Genomic DNA, 17541 nt, shown 5'->3' on the forward strand with positions numbered 1-17541 from the left:
TCCCGGCGATCTCAGGCCAGCGTCGACAAGTCCTGAAACCAGTGCTGCGCCTGAACATAGTTCTTCACCCGGGGCGACAACGCGTGCGGGTTGGTATCGTGCACCACCCAAACCTGCACCGCGTCGTCGACGACGATTTCGTGGATGCGGGCCAGCAGCCTGTTCTGCTCCTCGGGGTCCAGGCTCGCCTTCACCTTGTCGCACAGGGCGTCGACCTCGGGATTGCGGTAGTGGCTCCAGTTCACGCCGCTCGGGGCGATCTGCTTCGAATCGTAGAAGCGCAGGATCGCGTAGAACGGATCCGAGGTGACGTAGGCGATGTTGCCGGCGGTGACGCCCTTGAGGCCCGGATCCGCCGCACCCTGGCGCCAGGCCGTGTAGGCCACCTCCAGCTCCACCGTCTTGAACTCGACCTGGATGCCGACCTCGGCCCAGCTCTGCTGGACGAACTCGTTGATCGGCAGGGACAGCATCTGCCCGGTCCCGCCGGTGGGGATCATGATCGTCGCCTTCACCGGGTTCTTCACCGAGAACCCGGCCTCCTCCACGAGCTTGCGCGCCGCGTCGACGTCGGTCCTGATCTGGAAGCTCGGCTTGCCGAACCACGGGCTCGACGTCTGCATCTGCCCCACGGCCGGCTGGGCGAGGCCGCCCAGGAGCTGGACGACGCCGTCGCGGTCGATGGCGAGGTTGGCGGCCTTGCGCAGGCGCAGGTCCCGCCAGGGCGACCCCTCCAGCATCGACAGGTGGTAGTTCCAGACATGCGGCGTGTCGTTGCCGACGACGCGCATGCCGGACGCCTTGAGGCGCGGCACCGCGTCGGGGGCCGGCGCCTCGATCAGGTCGACGTTGCCGGAGAGCAGCGCGTTCACCCGGGCGAGGTCCTCGGGGACGCAGGTCAGCGTCAGCTTGGCGAGCTTCGGGACCCGCTTCGGGTTCCAGTAGCCGGCGTTCGGCAGCAATTCGAGGCGGACCCGCGGGATCAGCTGGCCCATCTTGAACGGGCCGGTGCCCGAGGGCTGAAACGCGAACTTCGCCCAGTCGCGCCCGACCGCCTCGTACTGGGCGGGCGAGGAGATCAGGAACCACAGCATCTGGTAGGGGAACAGGCTGTCGGGGTTCTTGGTCGTCACCTGGACGGTCTTGGCGTCGAGCTTGCGGTAGCTCGCGACGCCCGGCAGCCGCGGGCGGACCTGGGCGGCCTGCCGCTGGTCGAAATGCGGCGCCTCCTTGTTGAGCACCTTGTCGAAGTTCCAGATCACCGCGTCGGCGTCGAAGGCCGAGCCGTCATGGAACGCCACGCCCTCGCGCAGGTGGAAGACCCAGACCTTGGGATCGGCCGGATCGACCTCCCAGGCGGTGGCGAGACCGGGGACCATCCGGCCCGGACGGTCGGCGATGCCCAGATCCCAGGCGACCAGGGGATCGTACAGGGTCAGGCCGGTGAACTGGTAGCCGCCGGCGCCGCGATCCGGCTGGCCGGTCGTGAGCGGCAGGTCGGTCATCGAGATGCCGTAGGTCAGGCTGCCGGCGGCCGCGCCCTGCGCGCCGGCCCGGCCCGCGCTGCCGAGCGCGGCCAGGGCGGCGCCCCCGGCCATGAGCGAGCGGCGTGTCGGCTTGATCGGGTCCATCGGGTCTCTCGGCAGAAGGGGACGCGCGGCCGGTCCGCGACACCCCATCATCGAGACGCGCCGCATGCAGCCTGCATACGGTATCTTGCATGCATCGTGCCCAGTGCGGCGGCCGTCGGTATTCGACGCCTCAGGCGCCCCAGACCTGCCCGGGTCGCAGCGCCAGGAATCGCTCGGGGGCGATGCCGTGCGCCTCCAAGGCCGCCGCCAGAGCCTCCGCGGGCCGCTCGATGCCCTCGTCGGTGAGTTGGAACGTGCCCCAATGGTGGCCGAGCGCCTGGTCGGCCCCGAGCAGCGCGAAGGCTTCCACGGCCTCGGCCGGGTTCACGTGCTGCGCCTGCATGAACCAGCGCGGCTCATAGGCGCCGATCGGCAACGTCGCGAGGCGCGGCGCCCCGAACCGGGCCCGGATGTCGCGGAACAGCCCGCCGTCGCCGAAGCCGGTATCGCCCACATGGTAGTGGACGCCCTGGGCCGAGGTGATCACGAAGGCGCACCACAGCGCCATGCGCCGGTCCTGAACGCCGCGGGCCGACCAGTGGTTGGCCGGCACCAGGTGGACCGCGAGACCGTCGCCGAGATCCACCGACTCGCCCCAGTCGCGGGTCTCGACATGCATCGTGTCGTCGAAGTTGCGCAGGATCGTGTCGTTGCCCAGCGGCGCGACGATCAGCGGCTGGTGGGCCTGCCAGATCCGGGCGAGGTTCGGCCCGTCGAGATGATCGTAATGGTTGTGGGTGATCAGGACGACATCGATCGGCGGCAGGTCGGCGAACGCGATACCGGGCGAGTTGACCCGCTTCGGTCCGGCGAACCGGACCGGGCTCGCCCGCTTGGCGAAGACCGGGTCGATCAGGATGTTGCGGCCGGCGACCTGCACCAGGTAGCTGGCATGCCCGATCAGCACGACGCGCAGGGACCCGCTGCGCTCGGGCGGGCGGTCGGCGGGGAACGGGCTCGGGTAGCTCTTCGGCCAGGGCTCGCGCTGCCGCCCGGCCTGCCAGCGCAGCACGTCCGGCAACGACTTGTCGGTGGCCTGGTCCGGCAGGAAAAAGCGCAACCCGTCGAAATGATCGGATTCCGGGCCGCGATAATAGGGGTTCTTGCCCCGGCGGTGGGCGGCATAGCCGACGCCGCCGAGCGTCATCACCGTGGCCGCACTCGCGACCGTGAGCAGGCTGCGCCGTTTCATAGGTGGGAGATGGCCGGCCCGGCGCCGTGGTCAAGCTCTCGCCGCCGCGACGGGGAGCCTCAGGCCCGCTTTTGCCTCACTCCACGGCTTCGGCGGCGAGCGACAGGCGGGCGCGGAACACGACCTTGCCGACCGTATCGCGGACGCAGGCGACGTAATCCTGGCGCTCCACGTCGGGCAGCATGTCGCGGGCGATCGCCGACATGATCCGGGTGACCTTGGCGCGGGCGGCCGGCAGGTCCGGCAGGTCGAAGCCGACCTCGTCGCGGACCGGCTGGGAACCGTCATGGAGGTCGATGTAGAAGCGGGGCATCGGCGCGCAGCGTCTCGAGAGGAATACTTCTCGGAAATCATTGCGCAAATTGTGGTTAATAGAGCGTTACTCGCTCCGAATAGAGCCCAATAACTGCCCTATAAGTCAGGAGCGCCAGCGCAGCTCGCGCCGTTCCAGGGGATTCTCGAACGGGCGCCCGGCGCGGGCCGATTCCAGGGCCTCGCGCTTCAGCCGGAAATACCATTGCGACGGCAGGTCGCCCTGTCCGAACAGCACCATGGTCGGCTTGCGGTCCAGGCCGTCCTGCGCGTGCTGAAGCACCTCCTGGTCCTGCGTGAGGAACTGCCGCATCAGCGGCCGGGCGACGGGCTTGAGCAGGTTCAGCGCCGGCATGCTCCAACAGAGGGCGTTGGTGAGCAGGGTGCGGTCCGGCGTGAGGGGCGTGGCGAAGGTGTAGTTGGCCACCCGCTTGTCACCCGCGCGGATGCGCTCCAGCCGGACCCCGGGGAGCCGGAACTCGATCTCGACCTCGGGCACGCCGCCGAGGAGGCGGTAGACCGGCGAACTCGTCGTGGTGGCGTGGCTCGTCATGACGAAGCCGTGCGGCACCGGCTGGAACGTCTTGACCTTCTCGCGCAGCTGCTTCGAGGGCCGGAACCACCAGCTGTCGTGCACGAAGGCGACATGGCCGGGATCGACCAGGCTCAGCGTGGTGAGATCGTAGGACGCCTCGACCACGAGTTCCACGACCAGGGAGCCGGCCGGCGCGAAATCCAGCTCCGGCACCGCGGGCACGTCGCCGGAGGCGGGCCCGAGATGCGGGTTCACCCACAGGAACCCGGCGCTCTCCCGTACGGGGAAGCGCTGGACCTGGATGCGGGAGAAATCGGCGGCGTCGTGCTCGGACAGGGTCGGAACGTCCCGGCAGCGCCCGTCCGTGCCGAAGCGCCAGCCGTGGAACGGGCACATCAGGGTGTCGCCGTCGAAGCGGCCCTTCGACAGGGCCATGCCGCGATGCGGGCAGCGGTCGCGCAGCGCGAACGGCGTCCCGTCGGGGGTCCGGCCGAGCACGATCTGCTCGCCGTTCAGTTCCACGGCGCGGAGCCCGGTGCGGCCGAGGCTGCGGGATTGGCCGACGCAGTACCACGCGTTGCCGAGCGGCTGGCGCATGGCCTCGGGATCGAGGGCGGCATCCTCGGGCGGACGCGGCAGGGGCGTGACGGGCGCGTTCAACGGCGGTTCGGGCTGACCTCGGTGGGCTCGTCATACGCCCGGCAGCCGAAGCGGGAAAGCAGGTGCGCGGGGAGGACAAACGGGCGCAGCCACGGGGCTTCACAAGCCGGGTCCGGCCACCTACCTTCGTTTGACCCGCAACGAACGAAAGGAGGTGATCCAGTGTCTCATTGTCATCAGCCGTCAGTCTCGGCTTACCGGACCTGGACCGTCGCCTCCGGCGCGTCGTTCTAAGACGCGCCTGAGCCCCGATTTCGGGACAGTTCCGCCGGACATGACGGTTCGGCAATGGAAGGGCCACCCTCGCGGGTGGCCCTTCGGCTTTTCAGGGGGTGTTTTCAGCGCTTCGGGGCCTGGAACAGCGGCTGGGCCAGGGCCTCGGTCCGGGCGCGCCACAGGTCTCGCTCCTCGCGCAGGGCGTCGCGCTCGGCCGCCATCGCGTGGCGCTCGGCCCGCAGCCCGTCGCGCTCGGCGACGGCCCGGTCGCGCTCGGCCCGCATGTGTTCCCGCTCCTGACGGAACCGGTCGCGCTCGCTCCGGAACTCCTCGCGCTCGGCGCGGACCTCCTCCTGCTCGGCGCGCAGGTCCTCGATCGAACCGATCTCCTCGCGGATATGCTCGCGCAGCGCCCGGATCTCCTCGGCCAGGATCGCCTGCAGCTCGGTCTGGCGGTCGGCCTCGAGCTTCAGCTTGGCCTTGAGCATCATGTTCTCGGCCATCAGCTCGGACACGTCCGCATCCTCCGGGGCCGCGCCGGACGCCTCGGGCTGCGCCACCAGCCGGGGCGACCAGGGCGCCTCGGCGCCCCGGGGGGCCTTGGCCTCCGGGGCGGCCTCGTACAGCGGGCGGTCGTCGCCGCGCGGTTCGGCGGGGCTGTGGGTCTTCATCGTCGCCAGCCAGTCCCGCAGGGGGCCGGGGGCGATGCGGCTGCCGGTCTCGTGCGGCGGCAGGGTGCGGGCGGGTTCCGACATCGGCGGTCGTCCTGAACGGGTGCTGCCCGATCAGAGTCGCAACATGCTTAACGATCCGTAAAAGTTAATGCCCGCCTGGCGCCTCAACCGTGAGATGGTTGGCGGGCGTGATACCGAAAATTGACTTTTGCGGTGGCTGCCGCTACCCCCGCGCTTCCGATCCGTAGCAGATCGTCACGACACGAAGCCGACCGGCCCCCGAGGCCGGAGGTCAACGCCCGACAGCGCGTCCGCGCCCTCGGGCGCGATCTGTGTTGGGCCGATCCGCTTCGCCGGACTCCGCCGGTCGAGGCTTATCGCATGACCCAAGTCGCCGTGACCCGAGTCGCCGTGCCCCCCGCCGCATTGAACGTCGCGGACGCGATTAACGAGACCTGCCCGTGGTCGGGCAAGCCGATCTCGGCCGACTCGCTGACGCTCTATAACGGCGCCGTGGTCGGCTTCTGCAATCCGGAGTGCCGGGACAAGTTCGCGAGCGCCGTGCGCAGCTTCGAGGCCGCCCTCCAGGCGCGCCGCGTCGAGCGCGCCGGCCTCGAACAGTAAGCGCGGGTCGGAAACACCATGTTCGAAGGCCTGTCCGACCGCCTGTCCGGCATCCTCTCGGGGCTCACCCGCCGGGGCGCCCTGACCGAAGCCGACGTCACCGCGGCGATGCGCGAGGTCCGCCGCGCCCTGCTGGAAGCCGACGTGGCCCTGGAGGTCGTGCGCGGCTTCACCGACCGGGTGAAGGAGAAGGCGGTCGGCGCCGTCGTGCTCAAGTCGGTCACCCCCGGCCAGATGGTCGTCAAGATCGTCAACGACGAGCTGGTGGCGATGCTCGGCACCGATGCCGAGGTGATCGACCTCAACGCCCCGGCTCCGGTGCCGATCCTGATGGTCGGCCTCCAGGGCTCGGGCAAGACCACCACCACCGCCAAGATCGCCCGGCGCCTGTCCGAGCGCGAGAAGCGCCGCGTCCTGCTGGCCTCCCTCGATACCCGCCGCCCGGCCGCCATGGAGCAGCTCGCGGTGCTCGCCAAGCAGGTCGGCGTCGAGAGCCTGCCGATCGTGGCCGGCCAGTCGGCGGTGCAGATCGCCAAGCGCGCCATGGAGGCGGCCCGGCTGGGCGGCTTCGACGTGGTGATGCTCGACACCGCCGGCCGCACCACCGTCGACGAGGCCCTCATGGTCGAGGCGGCCGAGGTGAAGGCCGCGACCCGGCCCCACGAGGTGCTGCTGGTCGCCGACGCGCTGACCGGTCAGGACGCGGTCAACACCGCCCGCGCCTTCGACGAGCGGCTCGGCGTCACCGGCATCGTGCTCACCCGCATGGACGGCGATTCCCGCGGCGGCGCGGCGCTCTCGATGCGCGCCGTCACCGGCAAGCCGATCAAGCTCGTCGGCACCGGCGAGAAGGTCGACGCGCTGGAGGAGTTCCACCCGGCCCGCGTCGCCAACCGCATCCTCGGCATGGGCGACATCGTCTCCCTGGTCGAGAAGGCCGCCGAGACCATCGACCACGAGCAGGCGCTCCGCACGGCGGAGAAGATGCGCAAGGGCAAGTTCGACCTGGAGGATCTCTCCATGCAGCTCGCCCAGATGGAGAAGATGGGCGGCATCGGCGGCCTGATGGGCATGCTGCCCGGCATGGGCGCGATGAAGAAGCAGGTCGAGGGCGCCAACCTCGACGAGAAGATGTTCAAGCGCCAGCGGGCGATCATCTCGTCGATGACCCCGCACGAGCGCAAGAACCCGGACCTGCTCAAGAACTCCCGCAAGAAGCGCATCGCGGCGGGCTCGGGCGTCGACGTCTCGGAGATCAACAAGCTCCTGAAGATGCACCGGACCATGGCCGACATGATGAAGGCGATGGGCTCGGGCAAGCGCGGCATCGGGCAGGCCCTCGGCTCGATGTTCGGTCTCGGCGGCGGCGGGATGGGTGGCGGCATGCCGGGGCTGCCGCCGGGCATGCCCGAGCCGACCCCGGAGCAGATCGCGCAGATCGAGAAGCAGTTCGGCGGCAAGCTGCCGCCGATGCCGCCGGGCCTGGGCGGGGGCGGACTGGGCGGCGGCTTGGGCGGCATGCCCAAGATGCCGGGGCTTCCCGGCCTCGGCGGCCCGAAGCTGCCCGGTCTCGGCGGATTCATGCCGGGGAAGAAGAAATGAGCGTCCTCGCTGCCCAAGCGGTCGATCCCGAACTCGCCCGCCTGCGCGACAGCATCGACAACTTCGATGCGGCGCTGATCCATCTGCTCGCCGAGCGCTTCCGCTGCACGCAGCGGGTCGGCGAGCTCAAGGCCCGAAAGGGGATCCCCCCTTCCGATCCGGACCGGGAGGCGCGTCAGGTCGCCCGGCTCCGCACGCTCGCGGTCGAAGCCAAGCTCGACCCCGACTTCGCCGAGAAGTTCCTGGCCTTCGTGGTCAAGGAGGTCATCCGGCACCACCAGACGATCGCGGCCAACCATGCGCCGTCGGTCGAAGAACAGAGAAAGTCCTAAGACAATGGCCCTGAAGATCCGTCTCACGCGCGGTGGCGCCAAGAAGCGTCCTTACTACCGCATCGTCGTCGCCGACGCCCGCGCCCCCCGCGATGGCCGCTTCATCGACAAGGTCGGCGCCTACGACCCGATGAAGCCCAAGGACGATCCGGCCCGGATCCAGCTCGACGCCGAGAAGATCCAGGGCTGGCTCGCCAAGGGCGCGCAGCCGACAGACCGGGTCCTGCGCTTCCTCGACCAGGCCGGGCTGGCCAAGCGCCCGACGCGCAACAACCCGCAGAAGGCCGAGCCCGGCGAGAAGGCCAAGGAGCGCGCCACCAAGCGCGCCGAGAAGGCCGCCGCGCCCGCCGAGGACGCCGCGGCCTGAGGCTCGAGGCCATGGCGCGCCGCCCCGCTGGTCCATCCTCCCGCGACGGCGGTCGCCGTGGCCGCGCTGGCACGGCTATCGGCGCGATCGCGCCCGAGGCCGCGACATCGCCCAAGGCACCGGCCCCCAAGCCGGTGGCACCGCCCGCGCCGCCCGACCCGAACCTCGTCCTCCTGGGCGAGTTCGGCCGCGCGCACGGGCTCAACGGCGAGATCCGCCTGAAATCCTACACCGGCGATCCGTTGGCGATCGCCGGCTACGGCCCGCTCATGACGTCCGACAATCGGACGCTGACCCTGTCGGCCGTGCGCACCGCCCCCGGCTCCTCCCCCGACATCCTGATCGCCCGGGTCAAGGATATCGGCAGCCGCAGCGCCGCCGAGACGCTCAACCGCGTCGCCCTGTTCATCCCCCGCGACCGCCTGGCGGAGCCCGAGGATGACGACGAGGTCTACGCGGCCGACCTGGTCGGGGCCACCGCGATGGACGAGGCCGGGACCGTCGTCGGCACGGTCGTAGCGGTGCCGAATTACGGCGGCGGCGACCTCCTCGAACTCCGCCCCGCCGCAGGCGGCGCCACGGCGCTCCTGCCGTTCACCAAGGCGTTCGTGCCGGTGCTGGACCTCCCGCAGCGGCGCGTCACCGTGGTCCTGCCGGAGGATTTCTTCGCGCCGGTCGGCGAGAAGCCCGCCGACGATCCGGGCTGACCCGCTGTCCCAGCGCGGGTGTGACCGTCGGGCTCACGGCCCGGCGATGCCGGGAAGCTCCGTCAGCGCCGCCGCCAGGGCATCCACGACGAGGCGGACGCGCCGGATGCGGATGCGGCCGGCCACGACCAGGATCGAGAGCGGGACGGGCTCGGGCGCGTAGTCCGGCAAGACCTGCTCGATCGCGCCCGCCGCCAGCAGATCGTCGACGAGCCAGATATGGGCGGCCGCGATGCCGCGCCCCTGCGCCAGGGCCTCGCGGGCGGCCAAGCCGTGATCGACCAGCAGGCGGCCGCCCACCGGGATGCGGGATGTCGCGCCGTCCGGCCCGTACAGGCACAGCGTGTCGCTGCCGGCAACGTTGCTCATGCGGATCGCCGGATGCCGCACCAGGTCGTCCGGTCTCTCGGGCCGGCCGTGTTCCGCGAGATAGCCCCGCGACGCCACCAGGATCCGGCGCGAGCGACCGACGGCCTTGCGCTGCAGGCTGCTCTCCGCCAGCGGGCCGAGCCGGATCGCCACATCCATCGCCTCGCGCACGAGGTCGATGCGCTCATCGGTCAGGCTGAGATCGACGCTGATTCCCGGATAGCGATCCTGGACTGCGAACAGCGCCCGGCAGACGTGGCGAACGCCAAGGGCCGCCGTGCATGACACGCGCACCGTGCCGGTCAGGCCGCCGCCCGCGTTCCGGACGCCGTCCGTGGCCTCGTCGACCAACCGCAGGATGGTGCGCGCCTCGGCGTGGAAGCGCTGGCCCTCGTCGGTCAGGGTGACCCGCCGCGTGGTCCGGTTCAGCAGGCTGGCCCCGAGGGCGGCTTCGAGCTCGGCCACGTGCCGGCTGACGGTCGATTGACCGACGCCCTGCTCGCGCGCAACGGCCGACAGGCTGCCGCGCTCGACCACGCGGACGAAGCTCCGCATCCGCTCCAGCGTGACGCTCGATTGATCCATTATGCGGAACGATCCTATCCCGCCGTGCCGTCTACCGGATGGCCCAGCGGACTTCTAGCTTCGCGGCTCCTCCTTCCCAGCGAGCCCGCCTCATGAAGATCCTCGTCGTCTCGGCCCATCCGGATCCGGCATCGCTGACGAACGCGTTGCGCGGCGTGGCGGTGGGCCAACTGGAGGCGGACGGACACGAAGTCCGCGTCACCGACCTCTACGCAGAGGATTGGAAGAGTGCGGTCGATCGGGCCGACTTCCCGACCCTGCCGGACGCGGCGCGCCTGCGGGTCCCGGCCGCGTCGAGCGTGGCGTTCACCACCGGGACCCTGACCGCCGACGTGACCACCGAACAGGCCAAGCTGCTCTGGGCGGATGCGCTGATCCTGGCGTTCCCGCTCTGGTGGTTTTCGATGCCGGCGATCCTGAAGGGATGGATCGACCGGGTCTACGCCTATGGGTTCGCCTACGGGGTGGGCGAGCACAGCGAGACCCGCTGGGGCGACCGTTACGGCGAGGGCACGCTGGCCGGAAAGCACGCGATGCTGGTGGTGACGGCCGGCGGCTGGGAGACGCATTACGGCGCCCGCGGGATCAACGGACCGATCGATGACCTGCTGTTCCCGATCCAGCACGGCGTGCTGTTCTACCCGGGCTACGCCGTGCTCCCGCCCTTCGTCGTGTATCGGGCCGACAGCATGAGCGAGAGCGGCTTCGCGGCCACCGCGGAGAGCCTTCGGGCCCGGATGCGCGCGCTGTTCAGCACGGATCCCATCCCGTTCCGGCGGCAGAACGGCGGCGCTTACGCGATCCCGTCCATGGAGTTGCGGCCCGACCTGGTCCCGCATCTCTCCGGTTTCGCGGCCCATCTGGACACCTGCGACACGCCCTGACCGCGCGATCCGAACCGCTCAGCGGGGCGTCGCGGCATCCCGGCACGGGCGGATCGTCTCCGGGCGCGGCCTCTGATCCGGCGCCGGCGCGGCGAACACCGCCAGATAGGCGCCGCCGCTCAGGGGGTGGAACCCGGTCTCCCGGTAGCCGGCGGCGGCGAGTTCGCAGCGCAGGAGCGCCGGCGGGGTGCCGTGCCGCGACGGGATGTCGTCGGCGTCGACGATGCCGACCCGGCCGCCCGGGCGCATCGCCGGGGCGAGGTTGTGCAGCAGGCCGAAGGGCTGGGCGATCTCGTGGTACATGTGCACGAGGATGGCGGCATCGACCGAGTTCGGCGGCAGCCGGGGATCGTGGGGCTCGCCGCGCACGACGGTGACGTTGTCGAGCGCCGTCACGCGCTTTTCGAGGCTCGCCAGGTAGGCGGGGGTCACGTCCTCGGCCAGGACCTTGCCGCGAGGACCGACAAGCGGGCTGAGGCGCACCACGTAATAGCCGCTGCCGGCGCCGATATCGGCCACCGTCTCACCCGGGGCGATGCCCATCCCGCGGGCGACCGCGTCGAACTCGCCGGCCTTGTCGCGTGCGGCCTCCGCCGACCATTGCGGCGCGACGATCTCGGCCACGGGCCGGTCGGGCTTGGGGAACGCCCCGGCGGGGGCGCCCGGGGGCGCCAGGGGCCCGGCCGCGAGGGCCGGTCCCGCCAGGAGAGCGGTGAGGAGAAGCATGCGCCGGATCATCGCCGACAACCCGCCGGGGGCCGAACGGTGCCCGAGCCGTTGACCGTGCCGCACCCGGCGCGCGATCAAGCGCCATGACGCGCGCGGAAACGCCCTGGCGGGCCACGATCCTCACCCTCTACCCGGAGATGTTCCCGGGCCCGCTCGGCGTGTCGCTGTCCGGCGACGCGCTCGCCCGGGGCGACTGGAGCCTGGAGGCGCGCAACATCCGCGAGCACGGGCTCGGACGCCACCGCTCCGTGGACGACACGCCGGCCGGCGGCGGCGCCGGGATGGTGCTGCGCTGCGACGTGCTCGCCGCCGCCATCGACGCCGCGACCGGGGCGGACGATCCGCGGCCCCGGCTGCTGATGTCTCCCCGCGGCCGGCCGCTCAGCCAGGCCCGGGTGCGGGACCTCGCCGCCGGCCCCGGGGCGCTGATCGTCTGCGGCCGGTTCGAGGGCGTCGACGAGCGCGTCATCGCCGGCCGCGGCCTGGAGGAGGTCTCGATCGGCGATTACGTGCTCTCCGGGGGCGAGATCGCCGCCCTCGTGGTGCTCGACGCCTGCGTCCGGCTCCTCCCCGGCGTGATGGGCAAGGCGCAATCGGGCGTCGAGGAGAGTTTTGAGGGCGGGCTCCTCGAATATCCGCACTACACGAGGCCCCGCGACTGGGAGGGCCGGCCGATTCCCGATGTGCTCTCGGGCGGGAATCACGGCGCCATCGCCCGGTGGCGGCGGGCGGAGGCCGAACGCATCACGGCCGAGCGGCGCCCGGACCTTCAGGCGGGCTCCAGATCGATCACGGGCCCGTCGCACTCGTAGTCCAGGGGATCGAGTTGCAGGGGCTGGGCGGCGGGATGCCGGAGCCGGCCCGCGAGGGCGAGGCGGGTCGCTAACGCGCCGATAACCATAAGTAAAACCGACCAGGCCGATACTATCGCAGCACTGTGGAAAGACATCAGCGTACCTCGAACGCAACACGGCACGCCATTAAGGCTAACGGCCCAAGATTAATCGACGGTTCCGTAGGCCCGAACAGCCTGTCCCGGGCAGGGGCACGCACCGAAGACTGCAACCCGCACAAGCGCTTGCCAGAGGCCCGGATTGGGCGCATGCGCGGTTCCGGGACACTCCTCCCCGTCGAGGAGCGCCCATCTGCAAGGATGGATCCGACGATGAGCCGACCCGACAGGCGCCCGCGCGTTCCCCACTTCTCGTCCGGCCCCTGCGCCAAGCGTCCGGGCTGGACTCCGGCCGCCCTGGCCGACGCCGCACTCGGTCGCTCGCACCGCTCCGCCATCGGCAAGGCCAAGCTCGGCCGGGCCATCGACCTGACCCGCTCGGTGCTGCAGGTGCCCGACGATTACCGGATCGGCATCGTGCCGGCCTCCGATACCGGCGCCGTCGAGATGGCGATGTGGACGCTGCTCGGGCCCAAGCCCGTGGAGGTCGCCGCCTGGGAAGCGTTCGGCAAGGAGTGGGTCACCGACGCGCTCAAGCAGCTCAAGATCGCGCCCAGGATCCACCAGACGCCTTACGGCGTGCTGCCGGACCTGTCGGCGATCGACACCAGGAATAACGACGTGGTCTTCACCTGGAACGGTACCGCCGCCGGCGTGAAGGTCCCGAACGGCGACTGGATCGCCGCCGACCGCGCGGGCCTGACGATCTGCGACGCCACTTCGGCGGCCTTCGCGCAGCCGCTGTCCTGGGACAAGCTCGATGTCGTGACCTTCTCCTGGCAGAAGGTGATGGGCGGCGAGGCCGCGCACGGCATGCTGGTGCTCTCGCCCCGGGCGGTCGAGCGGCTGGAGAGCCACGTCCCGGCCTGGCCGCTGCCGAAGGTGTTCCGACTGACGAAGGACGGCAAGCTGATCGAGGGCATCTTCAAGGGCGACACGATCAACACGCCCTCGATGCTGGCCGTGGAGGATTACCTCGACACCCTCGACTGGGCCGTGCGGATCGGCGGCCTGCCGGCGCTTCACGCCCGGGCCGACGCCAACGCCAAGGCGATCTACGACTGGGTCGCCCGGACCCCGTGGATCGCGCCGCTGGCGGTCGACCCCGCGACCTACTCGAACACCGGCGTGTGCCTGGTGATCGCCGACCCGGACGTGCTCGCCCGCGGCGACGCGGCGGTGGCGGCGCTCGCCTCGGGCATCGTCGAGCGCCTGGACCGCGAGGGCGTCGCCCTCGACATCGGCGCCTACCGCGACGCCCCGGCGGGCCTGCGGATCTGGTGCGGCGCCACCGTCGAGACCGCGGATCTCGAGGCGCTGACGCCGTGGCTCGACTGGGCGTTCGCGGAAGAGAAGGCGGCGCTGTCGAAGGCGGCGTAGCGCCGTCGGCTGGGTCGTTCCCAGCCTCTCCCCGATCCCGAGGCGGCGCGAGCCCTCTCCGCCGCACGGAACACCGGTTCGGCGAAAGAATGCGCGCCGAAACACGGACTGAGGGCCGTTCCCGATCGCATCCCGGTCGGGAACGGCCCCCGCGCTGGCAAGTCCGGCAGGCGGCCTCCGGAAGCCGACGCGATCCCGGGAGACATCCTGCGACGCTCCCGCGGCGCGTCGGGATGCGGTGAGGAACCACGAGGTCCGTCGCGATCGCTGCAGCGGTCCCGTCATTGCGAGCCTTCAATCGCCGCGCGGCGCCGAAGTCCAAAGAAACCCCGCCCCCCCATGGAGCCGGGGTTTCTTTGGACCTGCGATACGGCTCCCCGTCCGGCGCGGCGTCCCCGACGGCTCGACCCGGCAGCCGGACGCCTCGGTAACGGGTCAAATCGGCAACCTTAACGTTTTACACAAACTTCAGGATGCCAGGCTTCGACCGGTCGTCCGGGCAAGCCCGTGCAGGTTGTATCCATCTTAAAACTATGCAGTATTCCCTTCCATATATGCTAAAAAATACAGTCAACATTGAAATTCGTCACCGGTAACGGCGAAGCTTACGGGCCTGAGATCCTTCTATCATCCCGCCAATCCAGCATTCGAGAGGTTCCGACATGGATCACGACACGATGCGCCGGGCGACCGCCGAGTTCTTCGGCACCTTCTGGCTCACCTTCGGCGGATGCGGTGCGGCGGTCCTGTCGGCGGCCTTTCCGGAACTCGGCATCGGCTTCCTCGGCGTAGCCTTCGCGTTCGGCCTCACCGTGCTGACGATGGCGTACGCGGTCGGGCACATCTCGGGCGGGCACTTCAACCCGGCCGTGACGCTCGGCCTGTGGTCGGCGCGACGGTGCGCGAACCGGCACGTGCTTCCCTACATCGCCGCCCAGGTCGTCGGCGCGATCCTGGCGGCGGGCGTGCTCTACGTGATCGCGGCGGGGAAGGCCGGATGGATCCCGAACGGATTCGCCGCCAACGGCTACGGCGATCTCAGCCCGGGCAAGTACAGCCTCACGGCCTGCCTCGTCACCGAGTTCCTGACGACGTTCTTCTTCGTGTTCATCATCGTCGGCACGACCTCGAAGGGCGCGGCCGCCGGCTTCGCCGGCATCCCGATCGGGTTCGCCCTGGTGCTGATCCACCTCATCTCGATCCCGGTGACCAACACGTCGGTCAACCCGGCTCGCAGCACTGGGCCGGCCCTGATCGCCGGCGGCCCCTACGTGACGCAGCTCTGGTTGTTCTGGCTGGCGCCGATCCTCGGGGCGATGACCGCCGGAGCGATGGCACGCTGGATCTACGAGCCCGCGGACATGGTCGAGACCCGCGTGATCGAGAAACGCGCCGTCGCGTGAGATCCTGACGGCCCGCCCGTCGTGGGCGGTGCCGGACCGAGACCCAATCCCGGCCCCGGCCCGGGCCCCGGCCCCGGCCCAGGGGAAGCCCCTGCCGCCCGGGGCTCCGGCATGAAAAAGCCCCGGCTCACACGGAGCCGGGGCTTTTCGTTCGCGGAGCGCCGCCCCGCAGGGCCGCGCTCGGTCTTTGTTCTTGCGTCGGCTTTTCCGAAAGCCGGCAACCGCCTTTCGGGGCGATGCTCTGGAGCCGTTCCCGACCGCGTTGCAATCGGAAATGGCTCCAAGGCTTTGTCGGGACGCGATCTCTTGCGCCGAACCGGTGTCTACGTCGGCGCAGAGCGCCCTAGTAGTTGTAGGCGCGCTCGCCGTGGTCGGCGATGTCGAGGCCCTCGCGCTCCTCTTCCTGGGTCACCCGCAGGCCGATCGTCAGGTCGACGAGCTTGTAGAGGATCGCCGAGCCGATGCCGGACCACAGCAGGGTCAGGCCGACCGCCTCCGCCTGGATGATGAGCTGGCTCACCATGTCGTAGGCACCGACCGCCAGCTCGCCCGGCTTCGAGGTGTAGTCGGGGATGCCGACGCCGCCGAGGTTCGGGTCGACCAGGATGCCGGTCGCCAGGGCGCCCAGGATGCCGCCGATGCAGTGCACGCCGAACACGTCGAGGGAGTCGTCGTAGCCGAGCGCGTTCTTCACGGTGGAGCACATCACGAAGCAGACCACGCCGGCCACGAGGCCGAGCACGATCGAGCCCATCGGGCCGGCAAAGCCCGAGGCCGGGGTGACGGCCACGAGGCCCGCCACCGCGCCCGAGAGCATGCCGAGCAGCGACGGCTTGCCCTTGAGCGCCCACTCGGCGAACAGCCACGCCACCGCGGCGGCGCAGGTCGCCACGAAGGTGTTGAGCATCGCGAGCGCGGCGGTGCCGTTGGCCTCGAGGTTCGAGCCGGCGTTGAAGCCGAACCAGCCGACCCACAGCAGCGAGGCGCCGATCATGGTCATGGTCAGCGAGTGCGGGGCGAGCAGGTCGCGGCCGTAGCCGATGCGCTTGCCCATGATCAGGCAGCCGACGAAGCCGGCGATGCCCGCGTTGATGTGCACCACGGTGCCGCCGGCGAAGTCGAGGGCGCCCTTCTGGAAGAGGAAGCCCGCATCCTTGTTGACCGCGTCGAGCGCCGCCTGGGCGGTCGCCTTCGAGGCGTCGTCGGTGGCGGCGGCCAGCGCCTTGGCGGCGTTGCCGACAGCATCCGGGCCGGCCCAGTACCAGACCATGTGGGCCATCGGGAAGTAGATGAGCGTGACCCAGAGGATCGTGAACACCACCAGGGCGGAGAACTTCATCCGCTCCGCGAAGGCGCCGACGATCAGCGCCGGGGTGATCATCGCGAACGTCATCTGGAAGCACAGATAGGCGTATTCGGGGATCACGACGCCGTTGGAGAAGGTCGCCACCGTCGAGTTGGCGTCGATGCCCTTCAGGAACGCCTTCGACAGGCCGCCGACGAAGTCGTTGATGCCGCCGCCGTTGGTGAAGGCGAGGCTGTAGCCGTAGAACACCCACAGCAGGCCGACGATCGACACGATCGCGAACACCTGGGTCAGCACCGACAGCATGTTCTTGGTGCGCACGAGGCCGCCGTAGAACAGCGCCAGGCCCGGCACGCTCATCATCAGCACGAGGGCCGCGGAGATCATCATCCAGGCGGTGTCGCCCTTGTTGGGCAGCGGCACGGCGGCGGCGGCCGGCGCCGCGGAGGCGGCTTCCGGAACCGGGGTCTGCGCGAGGGATGGCTCGATCAGGAGGGCGGCGAGCGCCGCGCCTCCCAAGCCGAGCATCAGGGCGTTACGGACTTTCATGGACAGGTGGCTCCGGTCACGATGCGTTGCGCGTTGCGTAAAGGTTGAGGCTGTCGGCGGGCCGGCTCAGAGCGCGTCGGCGTCGGTCTCGCCGGTCCGGATGCGCACCGCCTTCTCGAGGGGCAGCACGAAGATCTTGCCGTCGCCGATCTGGCCGGTGCGGGCCGCCGCCGCGATGGCGTCGATGACGCTGGCGGTCAGGTCGGAGGCGACCGCGACCTCGATCTTGAGCTTGGGCAGGAAGCTCACCGCGTATTCCGCGCCGCGGTAGATCTCGGTGTGGCCCTTCTGGCGGCCGTAGCCCTTCACTTCCGTCACCGTCAGGCCGTGGACGCCGATTCCGGTGAGCGCGTCGCGCACCTCCTCCAGCTTGAACGGCTTGATGATGGCCATCACGATCTTCATGGGCGGCGCCCCCTTACCGAGTCCCTGGGAACCGATGCCGTCGCCCGATCCACGCGGTGGCCCGATCAGAGCCGCCCGCCGAGCCGGGCTGGCCCGCGGTTGAGCGGGGCTATTCAAGGACTATGCC

At 70.3% G+C, this 17541-nt stretch carries 18 protein-coding genes; 9 read left to right on the top strand and 9 right to left on the bottom strand.

All coding sequences use genetic code 11. From position 1 onward, the window contains the following. Window positions 1-11: 11 nt before the first annotated feature. From FV233_RS06340 to FV233_RS06360, 5 genes are all read right to left on the bottom strand, one after another. Window positions 12-1631 carry an ABC transporter substrate-binding protein gene (locus tag FV233_RS06340; RefSeq protein ID WP_147896960.1) on the bottom strand — a complete coding sequence of 540 codons (1620 nt, stop codon included), beginning with the start codon at window positions 1629-1631 and terminating at the stop codon, window positions 12-14. A gap of 130 nt (window positions 1632-1761) precedes the next feature. Then, window positions 1762-2823 carry an MBL fold metallo-hydrolase gene (locus tag FV233_RS06345; protein ID WP_147896961.1) on the bottom strand — a complete coding sequence of 354 codons (1062 nt, stop codon included), beginning with the start codon at window positions 2821-2823 and terminating at the stop codon, window positions 1762-1764. Window positions 2824-2899: 76 nt separating this feature from the next. Beyond that, window positions 2900-3136, bottom strand: a complete 237-nt coding sequence (locus FV233_RS06350; RefSeq protein ID WP_147856934.1) for a hypothetical protein — start codon at window positions 3134-3136, stop codon at window positions 2900-2902. Between the two features lie 105 nt (window positions 3137-3241). Continuing rightward, on the bottom strand, window positions 3242-4267 hold the full coding sequence (locus tag FV233_RS06355; protein ID WP_147896980.1) for an aromatic ring-hydroxylating dioxygenase subunit alpha: 1026 nt from the start codon (window positions 4265-4267) through the stop codon (window positions 3242-3244). A 401-nt stretch (window positions 4268-4668) separates the two neighbouring features. Further along, the gene (locus FV233_RS06360; protein ID WP_147896962.1) at window positions 4669-5301 is read right to left on the bottom strand and encodes an ATPase; all 633 of its coding nucleotides are present in this window, start codon (window positions 5299-5301) and stop codon (window positions 4669-4671) included. A 300-nt stretch (window positions 5302-5601) separates the two neighbouring features. On the opposite strand from FV233_RS06360, the gene FV233_RS06365 reads away from it, so the two are divergent. From FV233_RS06365 to rimM, 5 genes are read left to right on the top strand one after another with little or no spacing between them, the layout of a single operon-like run. After that, window positions 5602-5844 carry a glutathione S-transferase gene (locus FV233_RS06365; RefSeq protein WP_147857418.1) on the top strand — a complete coding sequence of 81 codons (243 nt, stop codon included), beginning with the start codon at window positions 5602-5604 and terminating at the stop codon, window positions 5842-5844. 18 nt (window positions 5845-5862) lie between these two features. Continuing rightward, a complete protein-coding gene (ffh, locus tag FV233_RS06370) occupies window positions 5863-7446 on the top strand; it encodes a signal recognition particle protein (protein WP_147896963.1) in 1584 nt (527 codons plus the stop codon). Then, on the top strand, window positions 7443-7778 hold the full coding sequence (locus tag FV233_RS06375) for a chorismate mutase (protein WP_147896964.1): 336 nt from the start codon (window positions 7443-7445) through the stop codon (window positions 7776-7778). The genes ffh and FV233_RS06375 overlap by 4 nt, the downstream gene beginning before the upstream one ends. Before the next feature lie 4 nt (window positions 7779-7782). After that, the gene (gene rpsP / locus FV233_RS06380) at window positions 7783-8145 is read left to right on the top strand and encodes a 30S ribosomal protein S16 (protein WP_147896965.1); all 363 of its coding nucleotides are present in this window, start codon (window positions 7783-7785) and stop codon (window positions 8143-8145) included. Window positions 8146-8156: 11 nt separating this feature from the next. Further along, window positions 8157-8852, top strand: a complete 696-nt coding sequence (gene rimM, locus FV233_RS06385; RefSeq protein ID WP_147896966.1) for a ribosome maturation factor RimM — start codon at window positions 8157-8159, stop codon at window positions 8850-8852. Between the two features lie 33 nt (window positions 8853-8885). On the opposite strand, the gene FV233_RS06390 is transcribed toward rimM, so the two are convergent. Beyond that, window positions 8886-9806 (bottom strand): LysR family transcriptional regulator, encoded by a 921-nt coding sequence (locus FV233_RS06390; protein WP_147896967.1) that lies wholly within the window; start codon window positions 9804-9806, stop codon window positions 8886-8888. A gap of 92 nt (window positions 9807-9898) precedes the next feature. On the opposite strand from FV233_RS06390, the gene FV233_RS06395 reads away from it, so the two are divergent. Continuing rightward, complete coding sequence (locus FV233_RS06395; RefSeq protein WP_147896968.1) at window positions 9899-10690, top strand: NAD(P)H-dependent oxidoreductase; 792 nt, start codon at window positions 9899-9901, stop codon at window positions 10688-10690. Window positions 10691-10708: 18 nt separating this feature from the next. Here FV233_RS06395 and FV233_RS06400 read toward each other — a convergent pair whose 3' ends face one another. Next, window positions 10709-11428 carry a methyltransferase domain-containing protein gene (locus FV233_RS06400; RefSeq protein WP_147896969.1) on the bottom strand — a complete coding sequence of 240 codons (720 nt, stop codon included), beginning with the start codon at window positions 11426-11428 and terminating at the stop codon, window positions 10709-10711. A 74-nt stretch (window positions 11429-11502) separates the two neighbouring features. Here FV233_RS06400 and trmD point away from each other — a divergent pair, with 74 nt between their 5' ends. From trmD to aqpZ, 3 genes are all read left to right on the top strand, one after another. Next, window positions 11503-12231: a tRNA (guanosine(37)-N1)-methyltransferase TrmD gene (gene trmD / locus FV233_RS06405; protein WP_147896970.1), complete on the top strand. Its 729-nt coding sequence runs from the start codon at window positions 11503-11505 to the stop codon at window positions 12229-12231. A gap of 353 nt (window positions 12232-12584) precedes the next feature. Then, the gene (locus FV233_RS06415) at window positions 12585-13751 is read left to right on the top strand and encodes a phosphoserine transaminase (RefSeq protein ID WP_147896972.1); all 1167 of its coding nucleotides are present in this window, start codon (window positions 12585-12587) and stop codon (window positions 13749-13751) included. A gap of 662 nt (window positions 13752-14413) precedes the next feature. After that, on the top strand, window positions 14414-15154 hold the full coding sequence (gene aqpZ / locus FV233_RS06420; RefSeq protein WP_147896973.1) for an aquaporin Z: 741 nt from the start codon (window positions 14414-14416) through the stop codon (window positions 15152-15154). Window positions 15155-15497: 343 nt separating this feature from the next. Here the strand turns inward: aqpZ and FV233_RS06430 are convergent, their stop codons facing one another. Both FV233_RS06430 and FV233_RS06435 read right to left on the bottom strand, forming a co-directional pair. Next, window positions 15498-17009, bottom strand: coding sequence for an ammonium transporter (locus FV233_RS06430; protein WP_147855546.1), 1512 nt, complete (start codon window positions 17007-17009; stop codon window positions 15498-15500). Between the two features lie 66 nt (window positions 17010-17075). Continuing rightward, entirely contained in the window at window positions 17076-17414 is a 339-nt protein-coding gene (locus tag FV233_RS06435; protein WP_147855545.1) for a P-II family nitrogen regulator, read from the bottom strand. Window positions 17415-17541: the final 127 nt, after the last annotated feature.

It is taken from the genome of Methylobacterium sp. WL7 (assembly GCF_008040085.1).
GTDB lineage: Bacteria > Pseudomonadota > Alphaproteobacteria > Rhizobiales > Beijerinckiaceae > Methylobacterium > Methylobacterium mesophilicum.